Genomic DNA, 24,516 nt, shown 5'->3' with positions numbered 1-24,516 from the left:
TATTCATTCAATTGATTAAATATCTCTTGAGGTACGATTCTGATAAATCTTTCGTTCACTGTATCGACTTATGCCTGAGATATTGCCAGATAAGATGAATAACATGCTGCGTAACTCTCTAACAACCGGCACGGCAAAACACATATCCCTATGAAAATACTCATAATCGCAGCCGTGCTGCTGCTCTCCGCCTGCGCAACCAAACACTACCCTCAGGCCTCCCCGGTAACGGATGAAGAAGCGGTGACGCTGAACTGCCAGGCGCTGGAGCAGGAAATCGTCAATACGCGCCACATCCAGCAGGAGATCACCGAGACCGGCAGCTTTGACTACCGCACCGTACTGGGCTTTATGGGCGATCTCGGTATCGGCAACGGGCTCGCGCGCCACAACGCCAGCGAAAAAGCGAAATCACGCCTGGCTGAGCTGCAGGCGCTGCGTGATGTGAAGTGCGCGGCGGCAACAGATTCAAAATCAGAGGCGCAAGGGCTTTTCCATTCCAGCTAGCAAGAGGCCACATGCAAAGCTTGTTTTTAGAAATGTTATATCATAACATTTTACACTCTTTCACTGATGGAGGGTAAATATGTTGGCTAGCAAAGGGAAAATCATCGCATTGGGTCTGCTGCTTAGCGGGCAGGCTATGGCCCATGGCCACCACGCGCACGGCCCAGCGCTGTCGCAAACAGAGCAAAAAGCGGCCGAAGGGGTGTTTGACGATAAAGATGTCAAAGATCGCTCGTTGTCCGACTGGGATGGCGTATGGGAATCCGTCTATCCGCTGCTGCAGCAGGGAAAGCTGGACCCGGTCTTCGCGCAGAAAGCGCAGAAAGAGGGGCACAAAACCGCAGAACAGATTAAAGCCTACTACCGCAAAGGCTACACCACAGAAATCGAGCGGCTGGGCATTGAAGATGGCGTAATCGAATTTCACCGCGGCAATAGCGTCGCCTCCTGCCGCTACAGCTATGCCGGACATAAAATCCTGACCTATGCCTCCGGGAAAAAAGGTGTTCGCTATTTGTTTGAATGTCATGACAGCAACAGCCAGGCGCCGAAATATGTGCAGTTCAGCGATCATATTATCGCACCGCGCAGGTCGAGCCATTTTCACCTTTTTACCGGCAATGTTTCTCAGCAGGCGCTGCTGGAAGAGATGGATAACTGGCCCACATATTATCCCTGGCAGTTAACACAGGAACAGGTGGTTGATGAAATGCTGCATCATTAATATTACTGAAACTGAATAAAGATATTCAGTCAGGTATTTTCCCTGAAGAGCGAAATATTATTTAAGCCGGTACGTGAAGTCTGGCTAACGACGGTTTTCAGACAGCAGTCTCGCCGCAAGCCTTGCTGCATCGGCTCCTGCGCTGAGGCGTCTTACAGGCATAATGGTCGCAGCAGAGATGACTATCGCCATAATATTACCTGCGCGTGACCATTCTCTTACTGAATTAAATATATTCCGGCGACAATCGCGCTGACAGAGATAATATGTAACAGTTCGGTCATGAGCTTTTCCTCCAGTGCTGTCTCTTATTTCATTGAAGAAGCTATAAAGCGATCCGTCAATAAACAGAATCAAATTTATTTGCTCTAACAACGGGTGCCTTTATAAATCAGTACGAGGAACACAGCCTGTCCAGTAAGCCAAACGGCAACGGTGTTATGTTTGATCTTTTACGCTTCGTTCACGTTTTAGCAAGCGCGCGCGTATATTAAATAGTCACAGCACTAAACTAAATATACCCAATAGGGGTAACTGGAGGTGCGTATGTCAGAACGTCCCGATGATATCGATCCCATTCCCGGCAGCGGCCAGCTCCCGGGCGGCGTAGAAGATATACCTGGCAGTGATGGGGATGAGATGCCCGAAGATGATGAGTATGTAGAAGATGATATTGCGGATGATGATGAGGATGAAAATCTGAATCCCTGATGTGAAAGCCGTCTGCGGACGGCTTTGTTCATTAACGCGCGCAAAAAATTGCCCGCACAGGTAAGCGGGCAAGTCCAGTCAAGCAGAACTCTCGATTGCATTACGTAAAGGGTATGCGCATAGCGCCAGATTATCTTCTCACCTGCGCCAGGATAAAGAAACGCAGCAGCAGGCATTCGTCACAGGAAATTCTTATGGGCAAAAAAAGCCCGCTCAAGGCGGGTGAAATCGTTACAGGGAATTATCCCCATGCCTGCCAGGACGCTGCTTCGCGGCGAAAATTCGAGCGAAGCGGAAGAGGTTAACGGCTCACTGCGCCGCATCGCGATAGCGTCGCCACTCCACCAGCGTTCCCAGCACAGACAGCGCCTGCTCCGATGAGCGCAGCAGCGGGTAATCCTCGTTCAGCGGCGCCAGCTCAAAGCTGTTATGACTGCGCGCGCGATATTTCCGCAGCACATACTCGTTCTCTCCATTAAGCGCCAGCACCAGATCCCCTGGCTGGGGCGGTAATTCCGGATCGATAAGCAGCAGATCGCCACGCAGGCACTGCGGCGCCAGCGCATTGTCCCACAGCGTCAATGCAAAGCTGGTGGCAGAGTAGCTGCGATCGGTGGGGATCCGCCGGAAGATCTCAACCTGCGTCGCCTCGGCGAGCCAGTCGCCAATCTGTTCTCTCTCCAGAAAGGGCAGGCCCGTTTGCGCCTGCGTTTGTACAGTAAATACCGGTCCATCTCCGTCTACCAGCCATGCTGGCGCGCAGCCCAGCACCTCTGCGAGCCGCAGCAGGTTTTCTCCGCGCGGCAGCGTTTCCTCTTTTTCCCACTGCGATATCGCTACATGGGAAACCGAGATTTTTTCCGCAACTGCTTTTTGCGTCAAATTCAGTGCCTTACGGCGGAAGCGAATACGATCGCCCGTGGTTTCTTTTTCCATCTTCTTGACATCTCCTGAGAGCCAGACTTAAGTATACTTAAGCTGTGAATTTAAGCAATCTTAAGTTGCGGCGAGGGAGGCGCTTTGCGTTTTACGCCTGACGTCAGCAGCCGTTACCCGTCGAGGTACAGAGGTGAGGCATGGAAAGTAGTCTGATAACCAGTGTTGGCGCGTTAGTTCTTGGGGGCGGAGCGGCCGCGCTTTTCTGGAAGCCGCTTATTGCAGGCATCGCTTCTATTGTCACCAGCAATCGTGCCGGTGGAGAAATCATTACCAGCTACAAGGAGCAGGTCCTACTCCTGAAGGAGAGCAATGCGCTGCTCCGCCAGGAGAATGACGATTTACGCGTACGTCATGATACCAATTTACGACGGATATCTACCCTGGAAACCGATCTGCGCTTAATCAAAAACGCGCTCGGCATTCTGGTGGTCATGACCGATGCCGATCAAAACAGCAAGTTCCGTAATGAAATCGACAGGCTGATTTCTACTTTAGAGGAGCGTAGCGATGGCCGAGATACACAGTGAAATAAGACCGGTGAGCCACAAGCGCAAAGTCATGCTCGGCGTGCTTATGCTGGGCATGTCGTTGGTATGCATTGTGATGACCATCCTTTTCTTATATGTCAGCAGCACGGCTAACCAGCGCGTTGAGGATATTCGACGAGAAGCGCGCGAGTCCGCCGCGCGACGTGAAGCCAAGGTAGATGAGCTGTCGAAGCAGGTGTCCGTGCTGCAGAAAAAGCTGGATACGCTGCCCGATCAGACGGTCGACAAGGTGAAGCGAGTCGTCATACAGGATGAAAATGCTACGAAGCCCTAACAGGAGAGTCTAATGCGAATTTTTAACCTGATTGGTGAAGGCTTTCATGCCCTCCGATCGATCATCATCACTAAGGAGTCTGCCATGACCGATACCAGCATCATTAACTCAACCACGCCAGCAGGCGACGCCGAGCTGCCGCAGTTTGCCATACCTGACGCCAGTGTGCCGACCGATCCGCAGCTGCAGCGTTTATCTTCCCCCTCAACGGTGGCGCCAGCCACCTCTGAAGAGACGCCAGGCGAAACCCATGTAGCGCCTGATGCGACGGCGCAGCACACACCGTCGCCGTCGGCGGAGCAGAACGCTGTGCCAGACGCTTCAGCCTCACAGCCTGCGGATCAGACCGCTGCGCCGGAGGCCGCTGCTGTGCAGCCTGCGGATCAGGCGGCAACGCCCGACGCTTCAGCCTCACAGGCTGCGGATCAGGCGGCAACGCCCGACGCTGCCGCCGCGCAGCCTGCGGATCAGACGGCTGCGCCGGATGCTGCCGCCGCACAGCCTGCGGATCAGACCGCTGCGCCGGATGCCGCCGCCGTGCAGCCTGCGGCTCAGTCCGCGACCCCAGAGGCCGCAGAGCAGAGCGCGCCCTCGGACGCGACCGCTCAGCCCGCCGATCAGCCACCTGCGGCTGACGCCGCCGCCGATGCGCAATCCCAGGCGCAGACACCCGTGGCGGATGCCGCTGCCCAGCAGGCCAGCGCGCAGGCTGTTAACGCTGCTGTTCAGGAAACGGCGCCCGTAGCCGATTCCGGCAGCCCTGCGGGGTCGTCCGCTCAGCCCGCCGGGAATGAGGAGCAAAGCGACTTTAGCGCAGGGGTAAAAGATTTCGGCGCCGCTTTTGATTTTGTACAGCAAGGGATTGAGCATCTGGGCACCGCGGCCAGAAAGGAGCTGTTCGAACTGGCGCGTAAATATCTCTAATCGCTGAGCGGATAAGGCACGAAAAGGGGACAACGCGTCCCCTGTTTTTTATCACGAGGGCGCTTCTGGCGGCGTGGCGGGGCTAAAGAAGAGAAGGGCGCTTGAGTCAGAAATCGCGAGGATAAGGCGCCACTTCCGAATATTCTTAAGGCGGCTTCGTTATATTCCACTATCTTTAATCATTGACGCGAGATATTTATTGGTTAAAACAGCAAAAGGAAAAACAGCATGAGTGATTCAGTGGAAACGAAAAGCAAAACTGACTACCTGCGCGATGTGACCTCGCAGCTGAAAGAGATGCGCCACTACGCGCAAACCAATACCGAGACGCTTTCCAGCCACTGGCTCGCGTTCGATGCCGGCGAATATAAAGATCCGGAGTTTGCCGGGCGCATTGATGCGCTGCTGAACAAACAGGGCACGCTGCTGGATGACCTGGACGCCGCGATTCAGGATATCGAAATCGCCATTAACCACAGCGAGCAGGAGAAATAATCCTGCTCCCGGCGGTGGTCGGCGCTTAGTCGGCCACCAGCCACATTTCCGCCTCGTCAAACATCTCTTCGACAATGCGCGCCACCGTGGCCTTATCGTTCTTGCTCAAATCGGTTTCGATGGCGTTGCGCTCCATCGGCTTTACGCGCACCTCAATCTCCGGGAAGACGCGCTGCACGCGCTTTTCCAGCTCCCGTAAAATCATTTCGCGCGCGCCTGGCAGGCCGGCTACGTTACGCTTATCGTAAATCAATTCCACAAACATACTGGTATTCCATACAGGGAAGAAATTCGCTGGCACATCATACTGTAAATCCAACCAGTGACAAGCCTCGCAGGCGTATTGAGCGCTTTTTTTTCGGCGTGATGCGCAAATTCTTCGCAGATAACAAAGCCGGGAAGGGGAACGGAGGGCAAGAAGAGAAATACAGGGAAAAAATCAAACCTCTGGAGGTGGAAATCCAGCAACACCTCCAGAGGCGGTGCAAGCGCACCATTCGTTCAAGGACAATCACGACCGAAGTCGTCCAGTAAAGTTATACAAGTTTTATCTTCTTGTACAATTTAATCCTGATTTATTTTACTGGTTGGAGGTGTTGCCGCTTTCGGTCGCTTAAAGCTCGTTCTTAATGCAGAACTCCTCCCAGGTCATTCCCAGCGATTCAGCATGCAATTTAAGATAATTTTCAATGGCTTCGGCGGCCACCGCTTTATCCGGCTCCGCAAGCTGGATAGAGAAGATCATGCCGTCGAGATTTTTCTGGCGCAGGAAGGCGGCGTAAATACGTTCCGCATGCCATTCGCGCAGCTGGCGCAGCGACATATTGGCGTGGCGCGCGTCGCTCTCCGTCAGCTCATCGAGCGCGGCCTGAAAATCGGCATGGGCGGTAAAAAACATCTCGCGCGCCTGCGCGTAGTAGGCTTCTGGCGTTTTCATAAGGTTTCCTGAAAGATTAATTGCGGTGCAGCGCGCCAGTGTAACTCAGCCTCCAGCCCTTGTCAGGACGCCGTTAAACAGCCGCCTGGAGGAAAAAAAAGTGGCCGTACGAGGCGAAGCAGGACGTAGATAGCTTGCGGAAAGCAGGCGAAAAATTATAACTTAGCCGCCATTGAAGCGATCTCAGGGATTAACGATGAAAAAGTGGATGCTGACGACGGCCGCGCTGGCGCTGGCCGGCTGTGCGCAAATCAACAGCTATCAGGATGCGGTGCAGACGCCGGCGCCCGCCAGCCTGCAGGGCACCTGGCAAACGGTCGGCCCGCAGAGCGGGTTGCGCAGCGATCGCGCGCTGGGCACGCTGATCGTCAATGCGGATGGCAGCACGCTTGACTGCCGCCAGTGGATGCGCGTTATCGCCAAGCCGGGCAAGCTGACGCTGCTCAGCGGCGATTACGTTAACGTCAACCGCCAGTCGCGCGTGATGCCTTTAGAGCTGGATGGCGGCGAGCTGCGCTATGACGGGCTGACGCTGCGTAAGGTCGAGCGCCCGACGGTAGAGTGCCAGCAGGCGCTGGATGAGGTGGCGAAACAGCCGAATGCGGACGTGATCCAGAACATCGAGCCGGAAATCCTGAAGTCCGCCATCACGCAGGCGAACGAAAACAAGCAGTAATCCCGCCGCGCCTTATTCCGTCAGCTGCGATGGAATAAGGCGCGTCACGTTACTCCGCCAGCACCCAGACGCTGACGCTGCCGCCGTTGCAGCGCACCACGACCGTGCCCTGTTCATCAGCGGTGAGGATCTCGTCGCGATGACCTAAATAGTCGCGCCAGGCTTTACCGGCAAAGCCGTCGCCCATCGCCACGCTTTTCTCGCCCTCTTCGCCGTTCGACATAATCACGATGCAGCCCGGCTGTTCAGCGGTGCCGCTGCGGCTAAAGGCTACGCAGTTGGGATGATCGAAATAGTCGGTTTGCGCGCCCCAGCCATAAGCCTGGCGAGCGCGGATCAGCGCTTCCAGCTCTGGAATGGCGGGCATTTCGACGCGGTGGGTATCGCCGTCGCCGCCTTCATCTTCGTAGCTGGCGCCGAACAGGTCGGGATAAAACACCGTCGGCACCCCTTGCTCGCGCAGCAGAATCAGCGCGTAGGCGAGCGGCTTGAACCAGGCCTCGACCGGCGCCTCCAGCGACTGCAGCGGCTGGGTGTCGTGATTGGCGACGATGGTGACCGCATGCCAGGGATCGGCCTGCACCAGCGAGTTGGCGAAGATCTGGCTGAGATCGTAGTCGCTGCCCTGAGTAGAAGCCTGATGGAAGTTCATATGCAGCGGCGCGTCGAACAGCAGGGTTTTACCCTCGACCTGCTGGATATACTCCAGCAGCTTATCAGTCTCGAACGACCAGTACTCGGCGACGATAAACATCGGCTCGTCGGCGACCTCCTGAACGTGATCGATCCACTCTTTGTAGAACCAGGCGGGAATATGCTTCACCGCATCGAGGCGGAAGCCGGTGCAGGGCAGCTGTTCCCTGACCCAGCGCGCCCAGTATTTCAGCTCTTCGCGCACGGCGTTGTTGCGGAAGTCGATATTGGCGCCCATCAGGTAGTCAAAATTGCCCAGCTCGCTATCGACCTGATCGTTCCAGCCGTCGGCGGTGTAGTCGTTAACGATCTTGAAGACGCCGTTTTCATCCGGGTTTTCGATATGGTCGACGCCGCTAAAGCATTTGTAGTCCCAGACGAATTTGGAATATTCGCCCGCGCGCGCCGGGAAGCTAAAGCGCGTCCAGGCTTCGCATTCGATGACTTCGTCACTGATTTCGTCGCGGTTGTCGGGGTTGACGCGGTTAACGCGCACCCGCTCTTTCTCGTCGGCGCCCATTTTATGGTTCACCACCACGTCCAGCAGCACGCCGAGATTATGGGCGCGCAGCGCGTCCACGGCCGCCTGCAGCTGTTGCTTGTCGCCATATTTGGTGGCGACGCTGCCTTTCTGATCGAATTCGCCCAGGTCGAAGAGATCGTAGCTGTCGTATCCCACGGAATAGCCGCCTGATTCGCCTTTATAGGCAGGCGGCAGCCAGGCCATAGTAATGCCGATCTCGCTCAGCCAGGGCGCTTTTTCAGCGACTTCAGGCCAGAGCTGGCCGCCATCCGGGTAATACCAGTGAAAAAATTGCAATAACGTCGGGTTGTGCATTTGCTGTGCTCCAGCGGGAAGGAAAAGCAAGTATGGAGCACGGCGAAAAAAAGACGCACCGGCAGAACAGTTATTTTCTCTGTCGCGGTGCGTTTCAGAATCAGGAGAGCGGCTGGTTTTCCATCGGCACCATCACGCTGCCCTGTTTGCCGTAGGCGCTAAGCACCGATTTCTGGCGGGTGTTCTGGTTAACCAGCGTGGAAAGCTCGTTCATACGCTCCTGCAGCAGGCGCTTCACTTCCACTTCGTTATCAAGAATATGGCGCAGAACCGGACGCAGCTGCTCCTGCGCCTGCACGGAAGGCGAGGCGGCTTCGGTCGATCGCGCCAGCCGTTGCACCGCGCTGACGTAATCAACTTCCTTTTTGATCAAATCATCCCATTCGCCCTCGGCCGCAAGACGCAGCATTTGCTGGCTGAGATCGAGTAACTGCTGGTAAATGGTAATCAGTTGCGGTGCTAGTATCATTAAACGGCGTCCTGAATCAGAGGTTGAGGCTGGGCGATTTCCTTCCAGGCATCAGCGATATTGCGCAGCAGCGCTTCGACCTCAACAATGGCCTCCACGTCGTTGCGTAAGTTCGCCTGCAGGAGTCGCCGCACCATGTAGGCGTAAAGCGAAATCAAGTTGGTGGTGAGCTCGTCGCCGCTCTCTTCTGCGAGACCCTGCTTAAGCCCGTTTTCAATAATGTTAATGGCCTTCGAAAGAGAGAGGCCTTTCCCCTCAATGTTGCCGTCCTGCATAAACAGGCGGGCGCGCACCAGCGCGCTCAGCGCGCCGTCGAACAGCATATTGACCAGCTGATGCGGATTCGCGCTCATGACGGCGCTTTCAACGCCGATTTTTGCATAGGCCTGAATGCCGTTTGCGGTGTACATGATCACTCCTTATTAAAATCAGCTTTTGGAGCTGGAGCTCGAGGTGTCGAACTGCTGCGTCAGGTAGCTGCTGGTCTGGTTAAGCGAACTCATCACCACGTCGAGCTGCGTGAACTGCGCTTTCAGCCGCGTGATGGTGTCGTTAATGCGATCGTTGACCGAGTTGTACTGGACGGTCAGGGCGTTAAGCGTCTTGCTGACGCCGTCGGTGGCGGACTGCACGATGCCGGTGCTGGAGAGCCAGCTGGTCAGATTGCTGGAGACGGTGGTGGCGATGCCGGTGGTCTTACCGTCGCCGATAATCATCTCTTTTACGTCCGACATATTGTTTTTCAGGCTGGTGCTCAGCTTGTCAGAGTCGACTTCCAGCTGCCCGGTGGTCGGGTTGGAGGTCACGCCGATCTGCGCCATGGTTTTGAACGTCGAGGAGCTGGCGGCATTGGTCAGCAGGCTCTTCAGCTGGTTCTGGATGGTCCGCAAGGTGCTGTCGCCCAGCAGCGCGCCGTTGCTGGTATCCTGCGAGTCCGCGCCCACATCCACCGCGGTATATTTGGTCAGGCTGGAAAAGGTGTCCTGCAGGGTATTGTAGGCGGAGACCCAGCTGGTGATAGCGGCGTTGGCTTTAGTGGTATCGGAGGCGATCGTCAGCGTCTGGGTGCCGCTGGTGACGTCGCTGAGATTCAGCGTAATGCCTTCCAGCGCGTCGCTGATGGTATTGCTGCTGCTTTCGATAGCGACATTATTCACCGTCAGTTTGGCATTCTGCGCCGTGACGCTTTCGGTCATCCCATTGCTGGTGGCGCTGGCGTCGTAGCCGACGATGCCCGCCAGCGTATCGTCGCCGGTGACTTTAATCGAGCTGACCGCTTTGCCGGAACCGCTCTCATTTGCGCTGATCGAGAGGCGGTAGCTGCCATCCCCAACCTTGATAATGCTGGCGGTCACGCCCGCGCTGGCGCCGTTGATGGCGTCGCGCATGCCGGTCAGCGAGGTCTGCGCGCTGGTCAGGGTAATGTCTTTGCTGGAGCCGTCCGCCAGCGCGATGCTCAGCGTGCGGCTGCTGGCGGAGCTGTCGCCCAGCGCGGCGGTGTTGCTGCTCTGTACCGCCGAGGTCAGCGTCTGCGCCTGCGCCAGCTGCGTCACGCTAATGGTGTACTTGCCAGCCGCGACGGAGCTGCCGGAGGTGGTGGCGCTGAAGGCGGTTGAGCTGCTGGTCGCCGTCGTGGCGCTAAACAGGCTGGCGTTATTCAGCGTGGTGTTCGCCGTCTGAAAGGTGGTCAGCGCGCTTTTCAGCGTCGCGTAGGCGCTCAGCTTGGCGGTATAGGAAGTCTGCTGTTTAGAAATCGGGGTCAGCGCGGCTTTTTCCGCCGTCTGCATACTGTCGAGAATACTGCTCAAATCCAGGCCTGAACCGACACCCAGGGTAGAGATACTTGCCATGTTTGTTTCCTTATCATGTCGACACGGAGAGTGAATACCGGGGTTATCGGCGGCGAATAAGGAAAGTTTAAAGTTATTCATCACTGCGCGATAAAGCGAATAGCGTATATAGAGAAGGGTATTTCAACGGCTAGAAAGGAAGTGATTTTCTTCTAAAGAAGTGGCGGGCGAGGGCGATAAAGATAAGCGTGACAGGTTGAAGGAAAAAATTTTCACCTGGTACTAAAAAAATTCTAAAGGTTGTTTAAGGGCAGACGATAACAACTTTGACGGCGCTGAAGCCGGCGGGTTGAAGCCCACACCTTAACCGAAAGACTTGATTAACAGGAATATTTATCATGGCCCAAGTCATTAATACCAACAGCCTCTCGCTGATCACTCAGAACAACATCAACAAGAACCAGTCTGCTCTGTCTACCTCTATCGAGCGTCTGTCTTCTGGTCTTCGTATCAACAGCGCGAAAGATGACGCTGCTGGTCAGGCGATTGCCAACCGTTTCCAGTCCAACATCAAAGGCCTGACTCAGGCTGCACGTAACGCCAACGACGGTATCTCTGCTGCGCAGACTACTGAAGGCGCGCTGTCAGAAATCAACAACAACCTGCAGCGTATCCGTGAACTGACTGTTCAGGCGCAGAACGGCACCAACTCTGATTCTGACAAAGCGTCAATCCAGGACGAAATCAAATCTCGCCTGAGCGAAATCGACCGCGTATCTGGTCAGACTCAGTTCAACGGCGTGAACGTACTGGCTAAAGACGGCAAAATGTCTATCCAGGTTGGCGCGAACGATGGTGAAACCATCGACATCGACCTGAAAAAAATCGACTCTTCTACGCTGAAGCTGGACACCCTGAACGTGACTGGCCCGCAGGGCACGATTAACGCTGCCGTTGCTGCTGACTTCCAGAAAGTCTACGGCACCACCAGTAACGTTTCTCAAGCTACAGTGGCGGAATCTGGCGCAGCTGACGACCTGTCAACCCGTCTGGGCCTGGGCGCTGGCGGCGCGAAAGTAGACGGCACCAACGTGTACACAGACGCGAACGGTAACATGTTCGCGAAAGTGACCATTAAATCTACTTCTGATGCAGAAACCAACAACCTGAAGGCGAACGGTTTTGACATTGCTAAAAATGCAAGCCAGGACTTCTACATCGCTGTTGACCCGCAGGCGGCAACCACTACTGCAGGCGGCAATACCGCAGCGTTCACCATCGACACCAAAAACATCAACCTGTCTGATTTCTCCACCGGTGCGACCTCTGACCCGCTGGCAAAAATCGACAGCGCGATCGCCAGCGTAGACAAATTCCGTTCTTCACTGGGTGCGATTCAGAACCGTCTGGATTCAGCGGTAACTAACCTGAACAACACCACGACTAACCTGTCTGAAGCACAGTCACGTATTCAGGATGCTGACTACGCGACCGAAGTTTCAAACATGTCTAAAGCGCAGATCATCCAGCAGGCAGGCAACTCTGTGTTGGCGAAAGCTAACCAGGTTCCGCAGCAGGTTCTGTCTCTGCTGCAGGGCTAATCGCCCTCTGGTGAACTACCTGAAAACCCCGCTTCGGCGGGGTTTTTTTATGCCTGAGAAAACGCCAGGAAAGCCGCTGTGTTATGCGCATTGGGGTCTCGGAACTGCTGATAGGCTGGCCGCTGTCATTGTGTTTTTGCCGTTTTAACGCCATCAGCAGGTAAGATCATGAAAGAGATTTCGGTAGTTGAACCGCTGTTTTTCAGCGAATTTAAGTGCGCCGGCAGCGCGTGCCTGGACCACTGCTGTAAAGGCTGGGATATCTATTTAGATAAGCCTGCGGTCAACCGCTATTTGAAGAGCGGTGACATTGCGGTGCGCCAGCTTGCGGAAGAAAATATTATCAAAACCAAAAAAAGTTTTGATAACTGGGGCACCATGAAGCTCTCCACCAGTGGGAACTGCGCTTTCCTCGATGAGAATAGCCTGTGCAACATCCACAAAAAAATGGGTGAAAAGGCGCTGAGCCCGACCTGTTCCAGCTATCCACGTTCGCAGAAAAAAACCAAATATGAGATCAGGAACAGCCTGACGCTCTCCTGCCCGGAAGCGGTAAAAGGGCTGCTGGCCAGCCCTGATGCCATGCTGCTTAATGAAAAAAAAGCGCTGCGTATTTCAGCGCTGAACGCGCCGGAAGTCGATCAGGCGTCGCGATTCATCAATCTGATGTGCAGCAATCTGCTGCTGGCCAGCGGCGCCAGCATTGAGCAAGGGCTTTACGGCATGGCGATGCTGTTTCTTTTTGCCGAGAAAACAGACGACAGCGCGGATAAATATACCCGACTTGAAGAGTACTTTTTCTCGGTTCTGAATCTTATCGAACAGGGAGAAATGGCGGCCAATATCGACAGCATCAAGCCTGACTATCAGCTGCAGTGGGCATTGCTGTTGCGGCTACAGGCCTATCTCGGCAGCCACAAGGCGATTCGCGGGTCGGCGACGCTTAGTCACTATGTCAATAAGCTGATTTACATTCAGAGCGATCTCGCTGAGGGCAATGACGTTACGGTATCGATGAAACGTCTGGCGGCCGTCTGGCAGGATAAGCTAAAGCCCTGGCTGGCGGAGCGCCCGCATATTATGGGCAATTATCTGCAGTACCGGATGTATCACGACGGCTTCCCTTCCCACAGCGAGCAGAGCGCGCTCGCGAATCTCTATCTGTTAACGACGGAGTGGTTCCTGCTGAGATCGCTACTCTCAGCCAGCCTGGATCTGGTAGGGACTATCAGTGAAAACGACGTGATTAATATTATTTACAGCTATCACTCCGTGACGAAACACGATCAGATTTCCGATAAAGCTTTTATGCGTGAAATTGAAAAAAGCAAAGTTAACGACGATCTCTCGCTGCTTCATCTGTTGCGCTAAGTGAGGCAGGCGTACTGATTCGCCTGAACAGTCCGCCTGACCTTCGCCATTCCTCTCTCCTGACGCCTGCACGTTGCCTGATGCGTTACAGATCCCCGCGCGCCTGCCGATAACTTCCTACAGAACAACACACGCATTCAGTTTGATCTATTTCTGGAGTGTCTATGCGCTTCAATTATGACTTGTTACCTGGCGAGCAGCTCACCTTCGACGAGATCGCGCTGCGTTACGCGCGACAGCATCCCGACGAGAAGGCGCTGACCGTGCGCGGATTATTGAGCCCGTCCACCAGCTACCGCGCCTTGCGTATTCGCGCGGTGTTCGCTGGCGAAGAGAGCAATAGCCCGCTCGAGGATCTGCTGTTTATCTCCGACGACAACGAGCGCAAAAACTATCTGCGCCGGTTCGAGCACTACCTGAAGTCGCAGCAGCCCTTTGCCTATTTTCGCCGCAGCGGCGAGGCGCAGCGCGACAATCTCTGGCAGGTGATGGGCGAAAGCCGCGTTTACGCCATGATCGATCCCCATTCCGCCGCCGCGCAGAACCTGCTCGCCAGCCGCGGCTATCAGCTGGCGCTGATGCGCGAGGATGATAATGAGGCCTGGTGGCAGCTCTTCGATCCTCAGGCGCGTCCCTGTTTCCCGCACTCGCGTCCTGTGCAGTTCATCGTGGTGCTGAGCACGCCGCAGCATAAGGCGCCCACGGCGGTGATGGCGGGCATGGAGGTGGGACGGCGGGTCAAGGAGAGCCTGTTGCAGCGCGCCAGCCAGCAGGCGTTTTTGACGGCCGTAAAAGCGCGCTACGGCGGCTGCGTCATCACCGGCACGCGCCTGACCGATCGCCCTGTCTGGCCCTGGGTCGAGGCCTGCCATATCGACAGGCGGGAAAACAGCGAAGGCGGCCCGGCGGATAACAGCGTCGATAACGGTCTGTTTTTGCGCAGCGATCTGCAGCGTTTGTTTCTTAACAAACTGATAAGCATCGATGGTGAATCTGGCCAGATACGCTTTCATCCCGACGCGGAAAGCCAGCAAAGCATAAGCCCCTGTTATCAGGCCCTTGAAGGCCAGGTGTGCGCGTTATGGGACGCGGTGCCGCCTGCCACGCGGCAGCGGCTGCGCGCGTCAGATTAAGGGGCGTGATGAGAGCGGAGCGATCCGCTCTTTGACATAACAAAAATGAAATAACCTCGCTTTTGCCCGCCTATTCAGCCAATCGATCCCCCTACAGAATTGGATAATCCTGCCGATAACTTCATTAACGCAGGGTAGTCAACGTGAACGATTTCTATACCGCCGAAGGCGTGATGGATAAACATTCGCTCTGGCAGCGCTACGTGCCGCTGGTGCGCCATGAAGCGCTGCGTCTGCAGGTTCGTCTGCCAGCCAGCGTTGAGCTTGACGATCTGCTGCAGGCCGGCGGGATTGGCTTGCTGAACGCTGTAGAGCGTTACGACGCGCTGCAGGGAACGGCATTCACCACCTACGCCGTGCAGCGCATCCGAGGCGCAATGCTGGATGAGCTTCGCAGCCGGGACTGGGCGCCGCGCAGCGTGCGGCGCAATGCGCGCGAAGTGGCGGGCGCGATGCACCAGGTCGAGCAGACGATGGGGCGTGCCGCCACCGAGCAGGAGGTAGCCGATCGGCTGAATGTTTCGATGGAAGAGTATCGGCAGATCCTGCTGGATACCAACAACAGCCAGCTCTTCTCCTACGACGAGTATCGGGAAGAACACGGCGACAGCGCGGAGCTGGTCACGGAAGGGCATGAAGAGGCCAATCCGCTGCATCAGCTGCTTGAAGGGAATCTGCGTGAACGCGTCATTGAAGCGATCGAAGCCTTACCCGATCGCGAAAAAATGGTGCTGACACTGTACTACCAGGAAGAACTGAACCTGAAAGAGATTGGAGCGGTACTCGACGTGGGAGAATCACGCGTCAGCCAACTGCACAGTCAGGCGATAAAACGCCTGCGTGCCCGACTTACGGGAGCGCGCTGACGGCCTCAGTTCCTGGCGATCTAAAAATAATAAAACCGGGGACTCAGCAATGGGAGCCAAATCCAAGGCCAGACCTTTAAGCCGTTATCTTAAAGACTACAAACATAGCCAGAGCCACTGTTCACACTGTGGCAAAGTACTGGACCGCATGGCGTTGGTCTTTCGCGGTCAGATCATCAATAAAGAGGCCATTGCGCGCATGGACCAAATGATTGATGAGCAGCTGTGGCTGAAATTACAGCCAGAACTGACCGCGCTGTGCCGTTTCTGTAGTGATATTTTTTGCAATACGCATCCTAATTACTTCGACATTATGGCATTCAAGCAGTATCTGTTTGAGCAGACGGAAATGAGCCACAGCACCATCCGCGAATATGTGGTACGGCTGCGTCGTCTGGACGATATGCTTAAGGCCAAAAATTTCCCGGCTGACCGTTTAAGCGGCAACAGCTGGCACGAGTGTCTGGAAAACGATCTGCCCGATGCGGGAAATAATAACTACCGCATCGCGCTACGCAAATATGACCAGTTTTTGGGGTGGCAGCGCAGCTAGCTGCCGAAGCGCTGGCATTCTGAATCGTTCCGCCCAGGCGGAAGCGAGCCAGATAACGCCAGCAGCGCGTTAAGCCATCCGCCGCCGCGCACTCAGCATGCGGCGGATGGCTATGCCAGGCGCGAAGACCCGCTCAGCCTGCGCCTGTGAGCGAGCGGCGTTACATCAGGTTACTCAACCGCCTCTTTTACGCGCGATGCCAGATGATCCTTCGCGCAACTTCTGCAACACTGTAAAGATAACCGTGACTGCCCTGGAGGCCGCATTGTCTTTACATCTTGTTCATCACTATCCGCGTCTGGAACTGCTCGGCGCGCCTACGCCGCTGGAGCACCTGCCGCGCCTTTCCGACTACGTCGGCCGCGATATCTTTATTAAACGTGACGATGTCACGCCCATCGCGCTGGGCGGCAATAAATTGCGCAAGCTGGAGTTCCTGGCGGCAGATGCGCTGCGCGAAGGGGCGGACGTCTTGCTGACGGCGGGCGCCATCCAGTCCAACCACGTGCGTCAGACCGCCGCCGTCGCCGCGAAGCTCGGCCTGAAGTGCGTCGCGCTGCTGGAGAACCCGATCGCTACCCAGGCGGAAAACTACCTCAGCAACGGCAACCGCCTGCTGCTGGATCTGTTCGACTGCGAAATCGTGCTGGTGGAGGCGCTGGACAATCCGGCGGCACAGCTGGCGGCGCAGGCGGAACGTCTTGAGGCGCAGGGCTTTCGTCCCTATGTGGTGCCGGTCGGCGGTTCGAACTGGCTCGGCGCGCTCGGCTATATCGACTGCGCGCAGGAGATTGCGCACCAGAGCGAAGGCGTGGTCGACTTCGCCGCGGTAGTGGTCGCATCCGGCAGCGCCGGCACCCACGCCGGCCTGGCGGTCGGCCTTGAGCAGCTGCTGCCGGAAACGGAGGTGATCGGCGTCACCGTGTCGCGCCACGCGGAGCAGCAGCTGCCGGTGGTGGATAGCCTGCGGCAGCAGCTGATCGCCAGACTGGAGTTGACCAGCACCGCCTCCTTGACCCTGTGGGACGACTACTTTGGCCCACGCTACGGCGAGCCGAACCAGGAGGGAATGGAGGCGGTGAAGCTGCTGGCGCGGCTGGAGGGCATCCTGCTCGATCCGGTTTACACCGGCAAAGCGATGGCGGGACTGCTCGACGGCATCAGCCAGAACCGTTTCCGCCGCGAAGGGCCGCTGCTGTTCGTCCACACCGGCGGCGCGCCAGCGTTATTTGCTTATCATCCTTCGGTCTGAGCAGTTAGAAAAAAAACGTTTATACTTCGCGGGTTATTACAGCAGTACCGGGCGGCGCGCAGGCGCGGCCTGACAACACACACATCACATACTAATAAATGGGGTAGATATGATTTTTTCTCGTGTTGGTCGCCATCTGGCGATGGGCGTGATGGCGGCGGCGCTGATTGCCGGCGTTAACCTGAAGACGCACGCGGCGGAAAACCTGCTGGCGCAGGTCAAAGACAAGGGCGAGCTGCGCGTCGGCCTGGAAGGCACCTATCCGCCGTTCAGCTTTCAGGATGAGAGCGGCAAGCTGACCGGATTCGAAGTGGAGTTCGCGCAGCAGCTGGCGCAGCATCTCGGCGTGAAGGCCAAACTGCAGCCGACCAAATGGGACGGCATGCTGGCGTCGCTGGACTCAAAACGCATCGACGTGGTGATCAATCAGGTGACCATCTCCGACGAGCGCAAGAAGAAGTATGACTTCTCTACGCCGTATACCATCTCTGGCGTGCAGGCGCTGACGATGAAGGCGAAAGCGGGCACCATCAGCAAGCCGGAAGATCTGGCCGGTAAGAAAGTCGGCGTCGGCCTGGGCTCGAACTATGAGCAGTGGCTGCGCGACAACGTGAAAGGCGTCGATATCCGTACCTATGACGACGACCCGACCAAATATCAGGATCTGCGCTCTGGCCGTCTTGATGCCATCCTGGTGGATCGTCTGGCCGCGCTCGATCTGGTGAAGAAAACCGGCAACACCATGGCCGTCGCAGGCGCGCCGTTCTCACGCCTCGAGTCAGGCGTCGCGCTGCGCAAAGGCAACGACGATCTGCTTAACGCCGTCAATCAGGCGATCGCCGCCATGCAGAAAGATGGTTCGCTGACCAAACTCTCTGAAAAATGGTTCGGCGCGGATGTGACTAAGTAATGCAGGAAAGTCTTCAACTGGTGCTGGATTCAGCACCTTTTTTATTAAAAGGCGCGCTCTTTACGCTACAGCTCAGTATCGGCGGCATGTTTTTCGGGCTGGTGCTGGGCTTTGTGCTGGCGCTGATGCGGCTGTCGCGTTTCTGGCCCGTTAGCCTGCTCTCCCGCTTTTACGTGTCGGTGTTTCGCGGCACGCCGCTGATTGCGCAGCTGTTTATGATTTACTACGGTCTGCCGCAGTTTGGTATCGAGCTCGATCCCATTCCCTCCGCCATGATTGGCCTGTCGCTAAATACCGCCGCCTACGCGTCGGAGTCGCTGCGCGGCGCGATTGCGGCCATTGAGCGCGGCCAGTGGGAAGCGGCGGCGAGTATCGGCATGACCCGCTGGCAGACGCTGCGCCGCGTCATTTTGCCCCAGGCGGCGCGCACGGCGCTGCCGCCGCTCGGCAACAGCTTTATCAGCCTGGTGAAAGACACCTCGCTGGCGGCAACCATTCAGGTGCCGGAGCTGTTCCGTCAGGCGCAGCTGATTACCTCGCGCACGCTGGAGGTTTTCACCATGTACCTGGCGGCGTCGCTGATCTACTGGGTCATGGCGACCGTGCTGTCGGCGCTGCAAAACAGGCTGGAAAAACGGGTTAATCGTCAGGATGAGGAGGCGAAATGAGCGCCATCGAAATCAGCAAGCTGGTGAAGACCTTCAATGGCCAGACGGTGCTGCACGGCATCGACCTTGAGGTGGCTTCCGGCGAAGTGGTGGCGATTATCGGCCCCAGCGGCTCGGGTAAAACCACGCTGCTGCGCTGTATCAACCTGCTGGAAACGCCGGACAGCGGCACCATCAAGGTGGGCGAGATCGCCATCGACGCCCGGCTGGCGCAGACAAAGCAGAAAGAGCAGGTGCGTCAGCTGCGTCAGCAGGTCGGCTTTGTGTTCCAGAACTTCAATCTGTTTCCCCACCGCTCGGTGCTGGAAAACATTATTGAAGGGCCGGTAATCGTCAAAGGCGAACCGAAAGGGGAAGCCGAAGCGCGTGCGCGCGCGCTGCTGGAGAAAGTGGGGCTGCAGGGCAGAGAGAGCAGTTTCCCGCGTCGCCTCTCCGGCGGCCAGCAGCAGCGCGTCGCTATCGCCCGCGCGCTGGCGATGCGTCCGCAGGTTATCCTGTTTGACGAGCCGACCTCGGCGCTCGATCCCGAGCTGGTGGGCGAGGTGCTCAACACCATTCGCGCGCTGGCGCAGGAGAAGCGCACCATGGTCATCGTGACCCATGAGATGAGCTTTGCCCGCGACGTAGCGGATCGGGCGATTTTTATGGATCAGGGGCGCATCGTAGAGCAGGGCGCGGCGAAAGCGCTGTTCAGCAATCCCCAGCAGGCGCGTACCCGGCAGTTCCTCGATAAATTCCTCAACCAGTAATAAATACGCCTCTTCGGAGGCGTATTCCACTTTTCTGCTGCGCGCAAGCCGCACCCGCAAACTATTATCTTATGCGCCTTAGCACAGCTAATTATTTATGCTTAAACAATTTGGGGCAAAATATTTAAATATTTCCGCGCGCATCGAGCATTATCTGGTTTTACCGCTTCAGGTTTACTCCTATTTACCTGCGTAAATAACTATTGCCGGTTTTACGCATTTTTCTGCTTAGTGGTTAACAGCTAACTAAAAAAGCGCCGCGCAAAAGAAATGTAAAGAAAAGGCGAGACGAGTAAAGCATTGTTAATTCAGGGCCAGCCTAATACTTTTAAGACTTTCGCTAGAGTCAGCGGCAGGGGAATGGCGAATAATCGCCAGATAATCCTAAAAAGTATCATGTCGGTTTTACTCTTTTCCTCTTCAGTTTCTGACCTACACAGCAGGAGTCAAATCATGAACAACGCTAAGTCAGATGAAATATCGTGGGTCAATACCCTTAAGGGGGCCTGCATATTGCTGGTCGTGCTCTATCACACCGTGCTGCCGGGCTTTGAAGGCACGCTGAAGTATCTTTCCGCAGGCTGGATCCCGGCGGAAATGTGGGTGCAGTTTAATACCGTGCTGTCGCCGCTGCGCATGCCCGCTTTTTTCTTTGTCTCTGGCCTGCTGGCCACTAATGGCATTCTTAATCGTCCCTGGAAACAGGTTTTCACCAGCCGTATTACCAATCTCTTTTATCTCTACATTCTGTGGGGCTTTATTCAGTGGTGGTCGATTGTCGGCATCTCGACTGAAATAACTGGCCAGCGTATTTCGCAAAATCTTAACGCCGCCTATGCCGGGTCGCTGCTGGAGTTTTTAAAACTGACTTTTCTGGCAATGAGCACCTCCTGGTATCTCTACGGGCTTGGCTTATATTTCCTCTGCGCCAAAATATTTCGCCAGTATAAAGTGGCCCTGCTGGCGGTCGCGGTGCTGCTTAATTACCTGGCGGTTGAGAAGATTATTCCCTTCTGGGGCCCGCAGAGCGTGGCGCAATATTTCCTGTTCTTCCTGCTGGGCGTTTTCTGGAGCCCGATGATGCTGCGCCTGAGCGAATGGCGTCGTGAAAATATGGTGCCCTGGGCGATACTGGCGGCGCTGGCGGGCATTCACGTTATTTTCGGCCTCGATAAGAGCCTGTTTATGTGCATTATCGCGGTGCTGGGGAGCGTGGCGGCCTGCCGCTGGCTCAATCAGCATTTCAGCATGAGCTATATGAACTGGATAGGGCGCAACACGCTGCAGATTTACGTCATTCACCGCATCTTTATCGAGTTCTTCGGCATGTCGGCGATTCTGTTCGCTCAGCGGCACCACCTGTTCGAGCACGCCTGGTTCTCGTTTCTGTGGGCCTGCCTCTATCCGGTGGCGATTGTGGGCCTCTGTTCGCTCTGCTCGGTGGCGGTGTGGTCGGTGACCAATCGCGGGCTGGGGCAGTCGCTGTTTATCTTCCCGACGCTGATCGGCCTGAAGCGCGCCCGTTCCGCCGCCTGAAAAAAAGCCCCGCGAAGCGGGGCTGATTCAGTGCGCGGCAGCGGGCGGCAAACCCGCTGCTGGCTTAGCTTTTCACGCGGTTGGCGAAGCTTTTACGCAGCTTCTGCAGCTTCGGCGGAATCACCGCCATGCAGTAGCCGTTGCGCTGGCCTGCGCCTTCCCAGTAATCCTGATGATAGGCCTCGGCGGGATACCACTCTTTCAGCGGCTCAATGGTGGTGACCACCGGATCCTGATGGTCCTGCTGCGCGCGCGCAATAGCGGCGACCGCCTCAGCTTCCTGCTCCGGGGTGGCGGGGAAGATGGCGGAACGGTACTGCGTGCCGATGTCGTTGCCCTGGCGGTTAAGCTGCGTCGGATCGTGGGTAGCGAAGCTGATATCCAGCAGATCGCCGTAGCTCACTTTCTCTGGATCGAATCCGATGCGAATCGCTTCCGCATGGCCGGTCGCGCCGCTGCAGACCTGCTCATAGGTCGGATTAGGACGCGCGCCGCCGGTATAGCCGCTTTCAACCGACTCCACGCCGATCACATCTTTAAAAACCGCTTCGGTACACCAGAAACAGCCGCCTGCGATCACTGCGTATTCGATTGCCATAATGCTTAACTCCTGTCGAGGTCGAGTATGAGAGAGTAGGGACGGCTGCGCGCCTTTTCAACCCGCGCAGGACAAGATTGGCCGATGACAGGCTAAATCAGCATCTCAGGTTTAAACTGCCCGCTGCGATCCAGCACCCGGTCGCCCATAATAGTAAAGCGGCCTTCGCCGGTGTAGTGCAGCGTTGGCGGAAATTCCGGCTCGTCGGCGACGTGGGCTTTAACGATCTCGAAAATAAACAGGTTGTAGTTATCCACCATCGAATCGTCATAGAGCTGACACTCAAAGCTGGCGAAACACTCATTGATCAGCGGGGCGTTCACTACGCTGGCCGGCTCGGCGGTGAGGCCAAACGCGTCGAACTTATCCAGCTTGTCGCCGTGGCTGTTGCCGATAGCGACCACCTTATCGATCAAATCCGCCGAGGGAACGTTTAGCACGCACTGCCCGCTGTCGCGGATCAGCGCGTGACTGTGGTTCATGCTGGAGATCATGCAGCCGACCAGCGACGGCGAAAACTCCAGCACCGTATGCCAGCCGAGCGTCATGATGTCGCTATGGGTGTCGAACTGCGAGCTGAGCAGCAGCACCGGGCCGGGCTCGAGATATTTACGCGCCTTGCTGACTGGAAAGGCGGTTTTATGCAGACGTTGACTCATGACATCTCCTTATTTCGGGGCGATGCCTTTAAGTGTAGAAGCTACAGGTCGATCACCAGCGCTTTACTGCGGCTGCGCGAGCAGCAGAGCGCGATTTGTTGAAGCGGCGCAGACTTTTCCGTTTCGGTCTGCACCGTGTCGCGATGATCCGCCTCACCTGACACTACCGGCGTGAGACAGGCGCCGCACAGCCCCATTTCGCAGGAGAGCGGCACCTCGACGCCGTTTTCCAGCAGCACGCGGGCGATGGTTTTATCCGCCGGTACCGGCCAGCTGGCGCCGGAAGAGGCGAGCGTGACGATAAAGCTCTCGTCGGCTGGCTGGGTCGGCGGCGGCGCGGCGGCGCTAAAGGCTTCGGTATGCAGCTGCTCCGCACGCCAGCCGAGCGCCTGCGCCTGCTGCTGAATATGCGTCATAAAGCCCTGCGGCCCGCAGAGATAGAGATGCGTCCCGGACGCCGGCGCGCGCAGCGCCTCAGGCAGATGCTGACGCGGGCTCTGGCCCTCGGCGCTGCACAGGATCTCGCCGTAGCCGTGGCGAAAGGGCTGTAGCAGCTGGCGCGTCAGAGCCGCATCCTGACGCTGCTTCACATAATAGTGCAGCGAAAAGGGCACGGCGTCCGCCTCAAGCTGCGCCGCCATCGCCAGCAGCGGCGTCAGGCCGATGCCGGCGGCGATAAGCACCACGCGCTGCGCCGCCACCAGCGGAAACAGGTTGCGCGGCGCGGAAATAGTCAGACGCTGGCCCAGCCGCAGCTGCTGATGGATATAGCGCGAGCCGCCGCGCGAATCGGCGGCCAGCCCGACGCAGATCAGATAGCGATCCTGGCGCAGCGGCGAACCGGTCAGCGAATATTGCCGCATCATGCCGTTGCCCAGCTGCAGATCGATATGCGCGCCCGCTTCCCAGCGCGGCAGCGGTTGGCCGTCGTCGCGCACCAGGCTCAGCGCGACGGCGTGGCGTCCCTGACGCGATAAACCGTCGACAGTTACCGTAAAAGTCGTCATCTCATCTCCTTGCTACACCAGGAAAAAGTCGCCGTAGCCCTGTTTTTTCAGGCCGCGACGGTAGGCGATAGAGCTGCGGTCGGCGGGAATATGCGCCTCCAGCGTCAGGTCGAGCGGCAGGCGCTCCGGCATCTGCGTCTCCACCATCAGCCGATCCTCCTCGAACACCCGATGGTTAAAGGCGTGCACCTCCTCGACCGGAATATGCAGGTCGAAGTTGCGCGCGATGGGCGCGAACATCCGCGTTTTACGCGCCGAGACCGGCGAGGCGGCGTTCATAATCACCAGGCGCGCGGCATCGGGGAAATGCACCGTCAGCGTGGCGGTAAAGGGAAGATGCATCTCAAAATGGCGCAGCCACTGGAAGCCCTCCGGCGCCTGCTGATCGGAGCCCGCCGCGAAGTTGGAGACCGTGCTCCAGTAATCCACCGCAAAGCCATACTCCGTCTCGACCGGGTTGTAGGGCGGCACCTCCTGATTGCCGGGATCGGCGAAGGTTTCGCTGTGTACCCAGGCGAAATGGGCGACGTCGAGAAATCCCTCTACCTGGCGTCCGGCAAAGCCGGCGACGTCGAAAGGAGGACAGGTGATCTGCTGAAAACCGGCGTCGTCCCAGTGCGGCATCTGCGGCAGCGCGGCTGGGTTATCCGCATCTGGCGCGAGGCAGACCCATACCAGCCCAAAGCGCACTTCTACGGGAAAGTTGATGAGATTGAGCTTGGCGGGCACCGGCTGGTTGGGGCTGGAGGGAATGCGGTTACAGCGGCCATCCTCGCCGAAGCGCAGTCCGTGGTAGGGGCAGATGATGCCGTGCTCGTCGTGGAAGCCGAGCGTCAGCGGCACGCCGCGGTGCGGACAGACATCTTTCGCGGCGACGATCTGCTCATTAATGCGGTAGATCACCAGCTGCTCGTCAAGCAGCACCGCTTTCATCGGCGCGGGGCCAACGTCGCACAGACGCGCCACGGGATGCCAGCAGCGCGCCAGCCGCAGCCAGTCGTCAGGTTCAAAGGTGCAATGGGCGGGAGGCGAAGGTTGTTTCATGGCGATTACCTGTCTGGGGCGCAAGAGAAGATGCGAACATTGTG

At 56.9% G+C, this 24,516-nt stretch carries 29 protein-coding genes; 18 read left to right on the top strand and 11 right to left on the bottom strand.

The window, feature by feature from the left end; translation table 11 throughout:
• The first annotated feature begins 150 nt into the window (after positions 1 to 150).
• From AC6I7Z_RS11895 to AC6I7Z_RS11885, 3 genes are all read left to right on the top strand, one after another.
• Positions 151 to 507, top strand: coding sequence for a hypothetical protein (locus AC6I7Z_RS11895; protein ID WP_497814352.1), 357 nt, complete (start codon positions 151 to 153; stop codon positions 505 to 507).
• 79 nt (positions 508 to 586) lie between these two features.
• The gene (gene zinT, locus AC6I7Z_RS11890) at positions 587 to 1,231 is read left to right on the top strand and encodes a metal-binding protein ZinT (protein WP_497814351.1); all 645 of its coding nucleotides are present in this window, start codon (positions 587 to 589) and stop codon (positions 1,229 to 1,231) included.
• Between the two features lie 546 nt (positions 1,232 to 1,777).
• On the top strand, positions 1,778 to 1,942 hold the full coding sequence (locus tag AC6I7Z_RS11885) for a hypothetical protein (protein ID WP_497814350.1): 165 nt from the start codon (positions 1,778 to 1,780) through the stop codon (positions 1,940 to 1,942).
• A 309-nt stretch (positions 1,943 to 2,251) separates the two neighbouring features.
• Here the strand turns inward: AC6I7Z_RS11885 and AC6I7Z_RS11880 are convergent, their stop codons facing one another.
• Positions 2,252 to 2,878 (bottom strand): helix-turn-helix domain-containing protein, encoded by a 627-nt coding sequence (locus AC6I7Z_RS11880; RefSeq protein ID WP_497814349.1) that lies wholly within the window; start codon positions 2,876 to 2,878, stop codon positions 2,252 to 2,254.
• Between the two features lie 140 nt (positions 2,879 to 3,018).
• On the opposite strand from AC6I7Z_RS11880, the gene AC6I7Z_RS11875 reads away from it, so the two are divergent.
• The 4 genes from AC6I7Z_RS11875 (at position 3,019) to AC6I7Z_RS11860 (ending at position 5,122) form a co-directional block, all read left to right on the top strand.
• Positions 3,019 to 3,408 (top strand): hypothetical protein, encoded by a 390-nt coding sequence (locus AC6I7Z_RS11875; RefSeq protein WP_497814348.1) that lies wholly within the window; start codon positions 3,019 to 3,021, stop codon positions 3,406 to 3,408.
• Positions 3,389 to 3,703, top strand: a complete 315-nt coding sequence (locus AC6I7Z_RS11870; protein ID WP_497814347.1) for a hypothetical protein — start codon at positions 3,389 to 3,391, stop codon at positions 3,701 to 3,703. The genes AC6I7Z_RS11875 and AC6I7Z_RS11870 overlap by 20 nt, the downstream gene beginning before the upstream one ends.
• Positions 3,704 to 3,787: 84 nt before the next feature.
• Entirely contained in the window at positions 3,788 to 4,627 is an 840-nt protein-coding gene (locus tag AC6I7Z_RS11865) for a hypothetical protein (RefSeq protein ID WP_497814346.1), read from the top strand.
• Between the two features lie 228 nt (positions 4,628 to 4,855).
• Complete coding sequence (locus tag AC6I7Z_RS11860) at positions 4,856 to 5,122, top strand: hypothetical protein (protein ID WP_033749795.1); 267 nt, start codon at positions 4,856 to 4,858, stop codon at positions 5,120 to 5,122.
• A 25-nt stretch (positions 5,123 to 5,147) separates the two neighbouring features.
• Here AC6I7Z_RS11860 and AC6I7Z_RS11855 read toward each other — a convergent pair whose 3' ends face one another.
• Together AC6I7Z_RS11855 and AC6I7Z_RS11850 are read right to left on the bottom strand one after the other, a co-directional pair.
• Complete coding sequence (locus AC6I7Z_RS11855; protein ID WP_033749793.1) at positions 5,148 to 5,387, bottom strand: DinI-like family protein; 240 nt, start codon at positions 5,385 to 5,387, stop codon at positions 5,148 to 5,150.
• Between the two features lie 348 nt (positions 5,388 to 5,735).
• Positions 5,736 to 6,059: a DUF6388 family protein gene (locus AC6I7Z_RS11850; protein WP_497814345.1), complete on the bottom strand. Its 324-nt coding sequence runs from the start codon at positions 6,057 to 6,059 to the stop codon at positions 5,736 to 5,738.
• 196 nt (positions 6,060 to 6,255) lie between these two features.
• Between AC6I7Z_RS11850 and yedD the strand changes: the two genes are divergently transcribed.
• A complete protein-coding gene (yedD, locus tag AC6I7Z_RS11845; RefSeq protein ID WP_497814344.1) occupies positions 6,256 to 6,735 on the top strand; it encodes a lipoprotein YedD in 480 nt (159 codons plus the stop codon).
• Positions 6,736 to 6,784: 49 nt separating this feature from the next.
• Here yedD and amyA read toward each other — a convergent pair whose 3' ends face one another.
• The 4 genes from amyA to fliD form a co-directional block, all read right to left on the bottom strand.
• Positions 6,785 to 8,266, bottom strand: a complete 1,482-nt coding sequence (amyA, locus tag AC6I7Z_RS11840) for an alpha-amylase (protein WP_497814343.1) — start codon at positions 8,264 to 8,266, stop codon at positions 6,785 to 6,787.
• 100 nt (positions 8,267 to 8,366) lie between these two features.
• Positions 8,367 to 8,735 carry a flagella biosynthesis regulatory protein FliT gene (gene fliT / locus AC6I7Z_RS11835; protein WP_497814342.1) on the bottom strand — a complete coding sequence of 123 codons (369 nt, stop codon included), beginning with the start codon at positions 8,733 to 8,735 and terminating at the stop codon, positions 8,367 to 8,369.
• Positions 8,735 to 9,145, bottom strand: coding sequence for a flagellar export chaperone FliS (fliS, locus tag AC6I7Z_RS11830; protein ID WP_033749785.1), 411 nt, complete (start codon positions 9,143 to 9,145; stop codon positions 8,735 to 8,737). Before fliS ends, fliT begins: the two co-directional genes overlap by 1 nt.
• An 18-nt stretch (positions 9,146 to 9,163) precedes the next feature.
• Complete coding sequence (fliD, locus tag AC6I7Z_RS11825; protein ID WP_497814341.1) at positions 9,164 to 10,585, bottom strand: flagellar filament capping protein FliD; 1,422 nt, start codon at positions 10,583 to 10,585, stop codon at positions 9,164 to 9,166.
• Between the two features lie 338 nt (positions 10,586 to 10,923).
• Between fliD and AC6I7Z_RS11820 the strand changes: the two genes are divergently transcribed.
• From AC6I7Z_RS11820 to AC6I7Z_RS11775, 10 genes are all read left to right on the top strand, one after another.
• On the top strand, positions 10,924 to 12,126 hold the full coding sequence (locus AC6I7Z_RS11820; protein WP_497814340.1) for a FliC/FljB family flagellin: 1,203 nt from the start codon (positions 10,924 to 10,926) through the stop codon (positions 12,124 to 12,126).
• Between the two features lie 168 nt (positions 12,127 to 12,294).
• On the top strand, positions 12,295 to 13,497 hold the full coding sequence (gene fliB, locus AC6I7Z_RS11815) for a flagellin lysine-N-methylase (protein WP_497814339.1): 1,203 nt from the start codon (positions 12,295 to 12,297) through the stop codon (positions 13,495 to 13,497).
• A 164-nt stretch (positions 13,498 to 13,661) separates the two neighbouring features.
• Positions 13,662 to 14,630: an HNH endonuclease signature motif containing protein gene (locus tag AC6I7Z_RS11810; protein ID WP_497814338.1), complete on the top strand. Its 969-nt coding sequence runs from the start codon at positions 13,662 to 13,664 to the stop codon at positions 14,628 to 14,630.
• 143 nt (positions 14,631 to 14,773) lie between these two features.
• Positions 14,774 to 15,496, top strand: a complete 723-nt coding sequence (locus AC6I7Z_RS11805) for an RNA polymerase sigma factor FliA (protein ID WP_033749775.1) — start codon at positions 14,774 to 14,776, stop codon at positions 15,494 to 15,496.
• 49 nt (positions 15,497 to 15,545) lie between these two features.
• Positions 15,546 to 16,049 carry a flagella biosynthesis regulatory protein FliZ gene (fliZ, locus tag AC6I7Z_RS11800; protein WP_048785856.1) on the top strand — a complete coding sequence of 168 codons (504 nt, stop codon included), beginning with the start codon at positions 15,546 to 15,548 and terminating at the stop codon, positions 16,047 to 16,049.
• 265 nt (positions 16,050 to 16,314) lie between these two features.
• Positions 16,315 to 17,301 (top strand): D-cysteine desulfhydrase, encoded by a 987-nt coding sequence (locus tag AC6I7Z_RS11795; RefSeq protein ID WP_497814337.1) that lies wholly within the window; start codon positions 16,315 to 16,317, stop codon positions 17,299 to 17,301.
• Positions 17,302 to 17,410: 109 nt separating this feature from the next.
• Positions 17,411 to 18,211, top strand: a complete 801-nt coding sequence (tcyJ, locus tag AC6I7Z_RS11790) for a cystine ABC transporter substrate-binding protein (RefSeq protein ID WP_048785858.1) — start codon at positions 17,411 to 17,413, stop codon at positions 18,209 to 18,211.
• Positions 18,211 to 18,879: a cystine ABC transporter permease gene (tcyL, locus tag AC6I7Z_RS11785; RefSeq protein WP_048785860.1), complete on the top strand. Its 669-nt coding sequence runs from the start codon at positions 18,211 to 18,213 to the stop codon at positions 18,877 to 18,879. The genes tcyJ and tcyL overlap by 1 nt, the downstream gene beginning before the upstream one ends.
• The gene (tcyN, locus tag AC6I7Z_RS11780; protein WP_033749768.1) at positions 18,876 to 19,628 is read left to right on the top strand and encodes an L-cystine ABC transporter ATP-binding protein TcyN; all 753 of its coding nucleotides are present in this window, start codon (positions 18,876 to 18,878) and stop codon (positions 19,626 to 19,628) included. The genes tcyL and tcyN overlap by 4 nt, the downstream gene beginning before the upstream one ends.
• A 453-nt stretch (positions 19,629 to 20,081) precedes the next feature.
• Positions 20,082 to 21,164: an acyltransferase family protein gene (locus tag AC6I7Z_RS11775; RefSeq protein WP_497814336.1), complete on the top strand. Its 1,083-nt coding sequence runs from the start codon at positions 20,082 to 20,084 to the stop codon at positions 21,162 to 21,164.
• Between the two features lie 64 nt (positions 21,165 to 21,228).
• Here AC6I7Z_RS11775 and msrA read toward each other — a convergent pair whose 3' ends face one another.
• From msrA to hpxD, 4 genes are all read right to left on the bottom strand, one after another.
• The gene (msrA, locus tag AC6I7Z_RS11770; RefSeq protein ID WP_033749765.1) at positions 21,229 to 21,762 is read right to left on the bottom strand and encodes a peptide-methionine (S)-S-oxide reductase MsrA; all 534 of its coding nucleotides are present in this window, start codon (positions 21,760 to 21,762) and stop codon (positions 21,229 to 21,231) included.
• A 92-nt stretch (positions 21,763 to 21,854) separates the two neighbouring features.
• The gene (locus AC6I7Z_RS11765) at positions 21,855 to 22,421 is read right to left on the bottom strand and encodes a flavin reductase family protein (protein WP_033749763.1); all 567 of its coding nucleotides are present in this window, start codon (positions 22,419 to 22,421) and stop codon (positions 21,855 to 21,857) included.
• Positions 22,422 to 22,462: 41 nt separating this feature from the next.
• Entirely contained in the window at positions 22,463 to 23,428 is a 966-nt protein-coding gene (locus AC6I7Z_RS11760) for a PDR/VanB family oxidoreductase (RefSeq protein ID WP_497814335.1), read from the bottom strand.
• A 12-nt stretch (positions 23,429 to 23,440) separates the two neighbouring features.
• Positions 23,441 to 24,472, bottom strand: coding sequence for a molybdenum cofactor-independent xanthine hydroxylase subunit HpxD (hpxD, locus tag AC6I7Z_RS11755; protein ID WP_497814334.1), 1,032 nt, complete (start codon positions 24,470 to 24,472; stop codon positions 23,441 to 23,443).
• Positions 24,473 to 24,516 lie beyond the last annotated feature (44 nt).

It is taken from the genome of Pantoea sp. X-Soil-MYKO-1289, from assembly GCF_059730625.1.
The sequence above is the reverse complement of the archived record's forward strand: the minus strand, read 5'-3'. Positions and strand labels throughout refer to the sequence as shown.

Bases quoted from the DNA above. Each gene is read 5' to 3' on its own strand.
- AC6I7Z_RS11895 (WP_497814352.1), top strand. From the start codon at position 151: ATGAAAATACTCATAATCGCAGCCGTGCTGCTGCTCTCCGCCTGCGCA.
- zinT (WP_497814351.1), top strand. From the start codon at position 587: ATGTTGGCTAGCAAAGGGAAAATCATCGCATTGGGTCTGCTGCTTAGC.
- AC6I7Z_RS11885 (WP_497814350.1), top strand. From the start codon at position 1,778: ATGTCAGAACGTCCCGATGATATCGATCCCATTCCCGGCAGCGGCCAG.
- AC6I7Z_RS11880 (WP_497814349.1), bottom strand. From the start codon at position 2,878: ATGGAAAAAGAAACCACGGGCGATCGTATTCGCTTCCGCCGTAAGGCA.
- AC6I7Z_RS11875 (WP_497814348.1), top strand. From the start codon at position 3,019: ATGGAAAGTAGTCTGATAACCAGTGTTGGCGCGTTAGTTCTTGGGGGC.
- AC6I7Z_RS11870 (WP_497814347.1), top strand. From the start codon at position 3,389: ATGGCCGAGATACACAGTGAAATAAGACCGGTGAGCCACAAGCGCAAA.
- AC6I7Z_RS11865 (WP_497814346.1), top strand. From the start codon at position 3,788: ATGACCGATACCAGCATCATTAACTCAACCACGCCAGCAGGCGACGCC.
- AC6I7Z_RS11860 (WP_033749795.1), top strand. From the start codon at position 4,856: ATGAGTGATTCAGTGGAAACGAAAAGCAAAACTGACTACCTGCGCGAT.
- AC6I7Z_RS11855 (WP_033749793.1), bottom strand. From the start codon at position 5,387: ATGTTTGTGGAATTGATTTACGATAAGCGTAACGTAGCCGGCCTGCCA.
- AC6I7Z_RS11850 (WP_497814345.1), bottom strand. From the start codon at position 6,059: ATGAAAACGCCAGAAGCCTACTACGCGCAGGCGCGCGAGATGTTTTTT.
- yedD (WP_497814344.1), top strand. From the start codon at position 6,256: ATGAAAAAGTGGATGCTGACGACGGCCGCGCTGGCGCTGGCCGGCTGT.
- amyA (WP_497814343.1), bottom strand. From the start codon at position 8,266: ATGCACAACCCGACGTTATTGCAATTTTTTCACTGGTATTACCCGGAT.
- fliT (WP_497814342.1), bottom strand. From the start codon at position 8,735: ATGATACTAGCACCGCAACTGATTACCATTTACCAGCAGTTACTCGAT.
- fliS (WP_033749785.1), bottom strand. From the start codon at position 9,145: ATGTACACCGCAAACGGCATTCAGGCCTATGCAAAAATCGGCGTTGAA.
- fliD (WP_497814341.1), bottom strand. From the start codon at position 10,585: ATGGCAAGTATCTCTACCCTGGGTGTCGGTTCAGGCCTGGATTTGAGC.
- AC6I7Z_RS11820 (WP_497814340.1), top strand. From the start codon at position 10,924: ATGGCCCAAGTCATTAATACCAACAGCCTCTCGCTGATCACTCAGAAC.
- fliB (WP_497814339.1), top strand. From the start codon at position 12,295: ATGAAAGAGATTTCGGTAGTTGAACCGCTGTTTTTCAGCGAATTTAAG.
- AC6I7Z_RS11810 (WP_497814338.1), top strand. From the start codon at position 13,662: ATGCGCTTCAATTATGACTTGTTACCTGGCGAGCAGCTCACCTTCGAC.
- fliZ (WP_048785856.1), top strand. From the start codon at position 15,546: ATGGGAGCCAAATCCAAGGCCAGACCTTTAAGCCGTTATCTTAAAGAC.
- tcyJ (WP_048785858.1), top strand. From the start codon at position 17,411: ATGATTTTTTCTCGTGTTGGTCGCCATCTGGCGATGGGCGTGATGGCG.
- tcyL (WP_048785860.1), top strand. From the start codon at position 18,211: ATGCAGGAAAGTCTTCAACTGGTGCTGGATTCAGCACCTTTTTTATTA.
- tcyN (WP_033749768.1), top strand. From the start codon at position 18,876: ATGAGCGCCATCGAAATCAGCAAGCTGGTGAAGACCTTCAATGGCCAG.
- AC6I7Z_RS11775 (WP_497814336.1), top strand. From the start codon at position 20,082: ATGAACAACGCTAAGTCAGATGAAATATCGTGGGTCAATACCCTTAAG.
- msrA (WP_033749765.1), bottom strand. From the start codon at position 21,762: ATGGCAATCGAATACGCAGTGATCGCAGGCGGCTGTTTCTGGTGTACC.
- AC6I7Z_RS11765 (WP_033749763.1), bottom strand. From the start codon at position 22,421: ATGAGTCAACGTCTGCATAAAACCGCCTTTCCAGTCAGCAAGGCGCGT.
- AC6I7Z_RS11760 (WP_497814335.1), bottom strand. From the start codon at position 23,428: ATGACGACTTTTACGGTAACTGTCGACGGTTTATCGCGTCAGGGACGC.
- hpxD (WP_497814334.1), bottom strand. From the start codon at position 24,472: ATGAAACAACCTTCGCCTCCCGCCCATTGCACCTTTGAACCTGACGAC.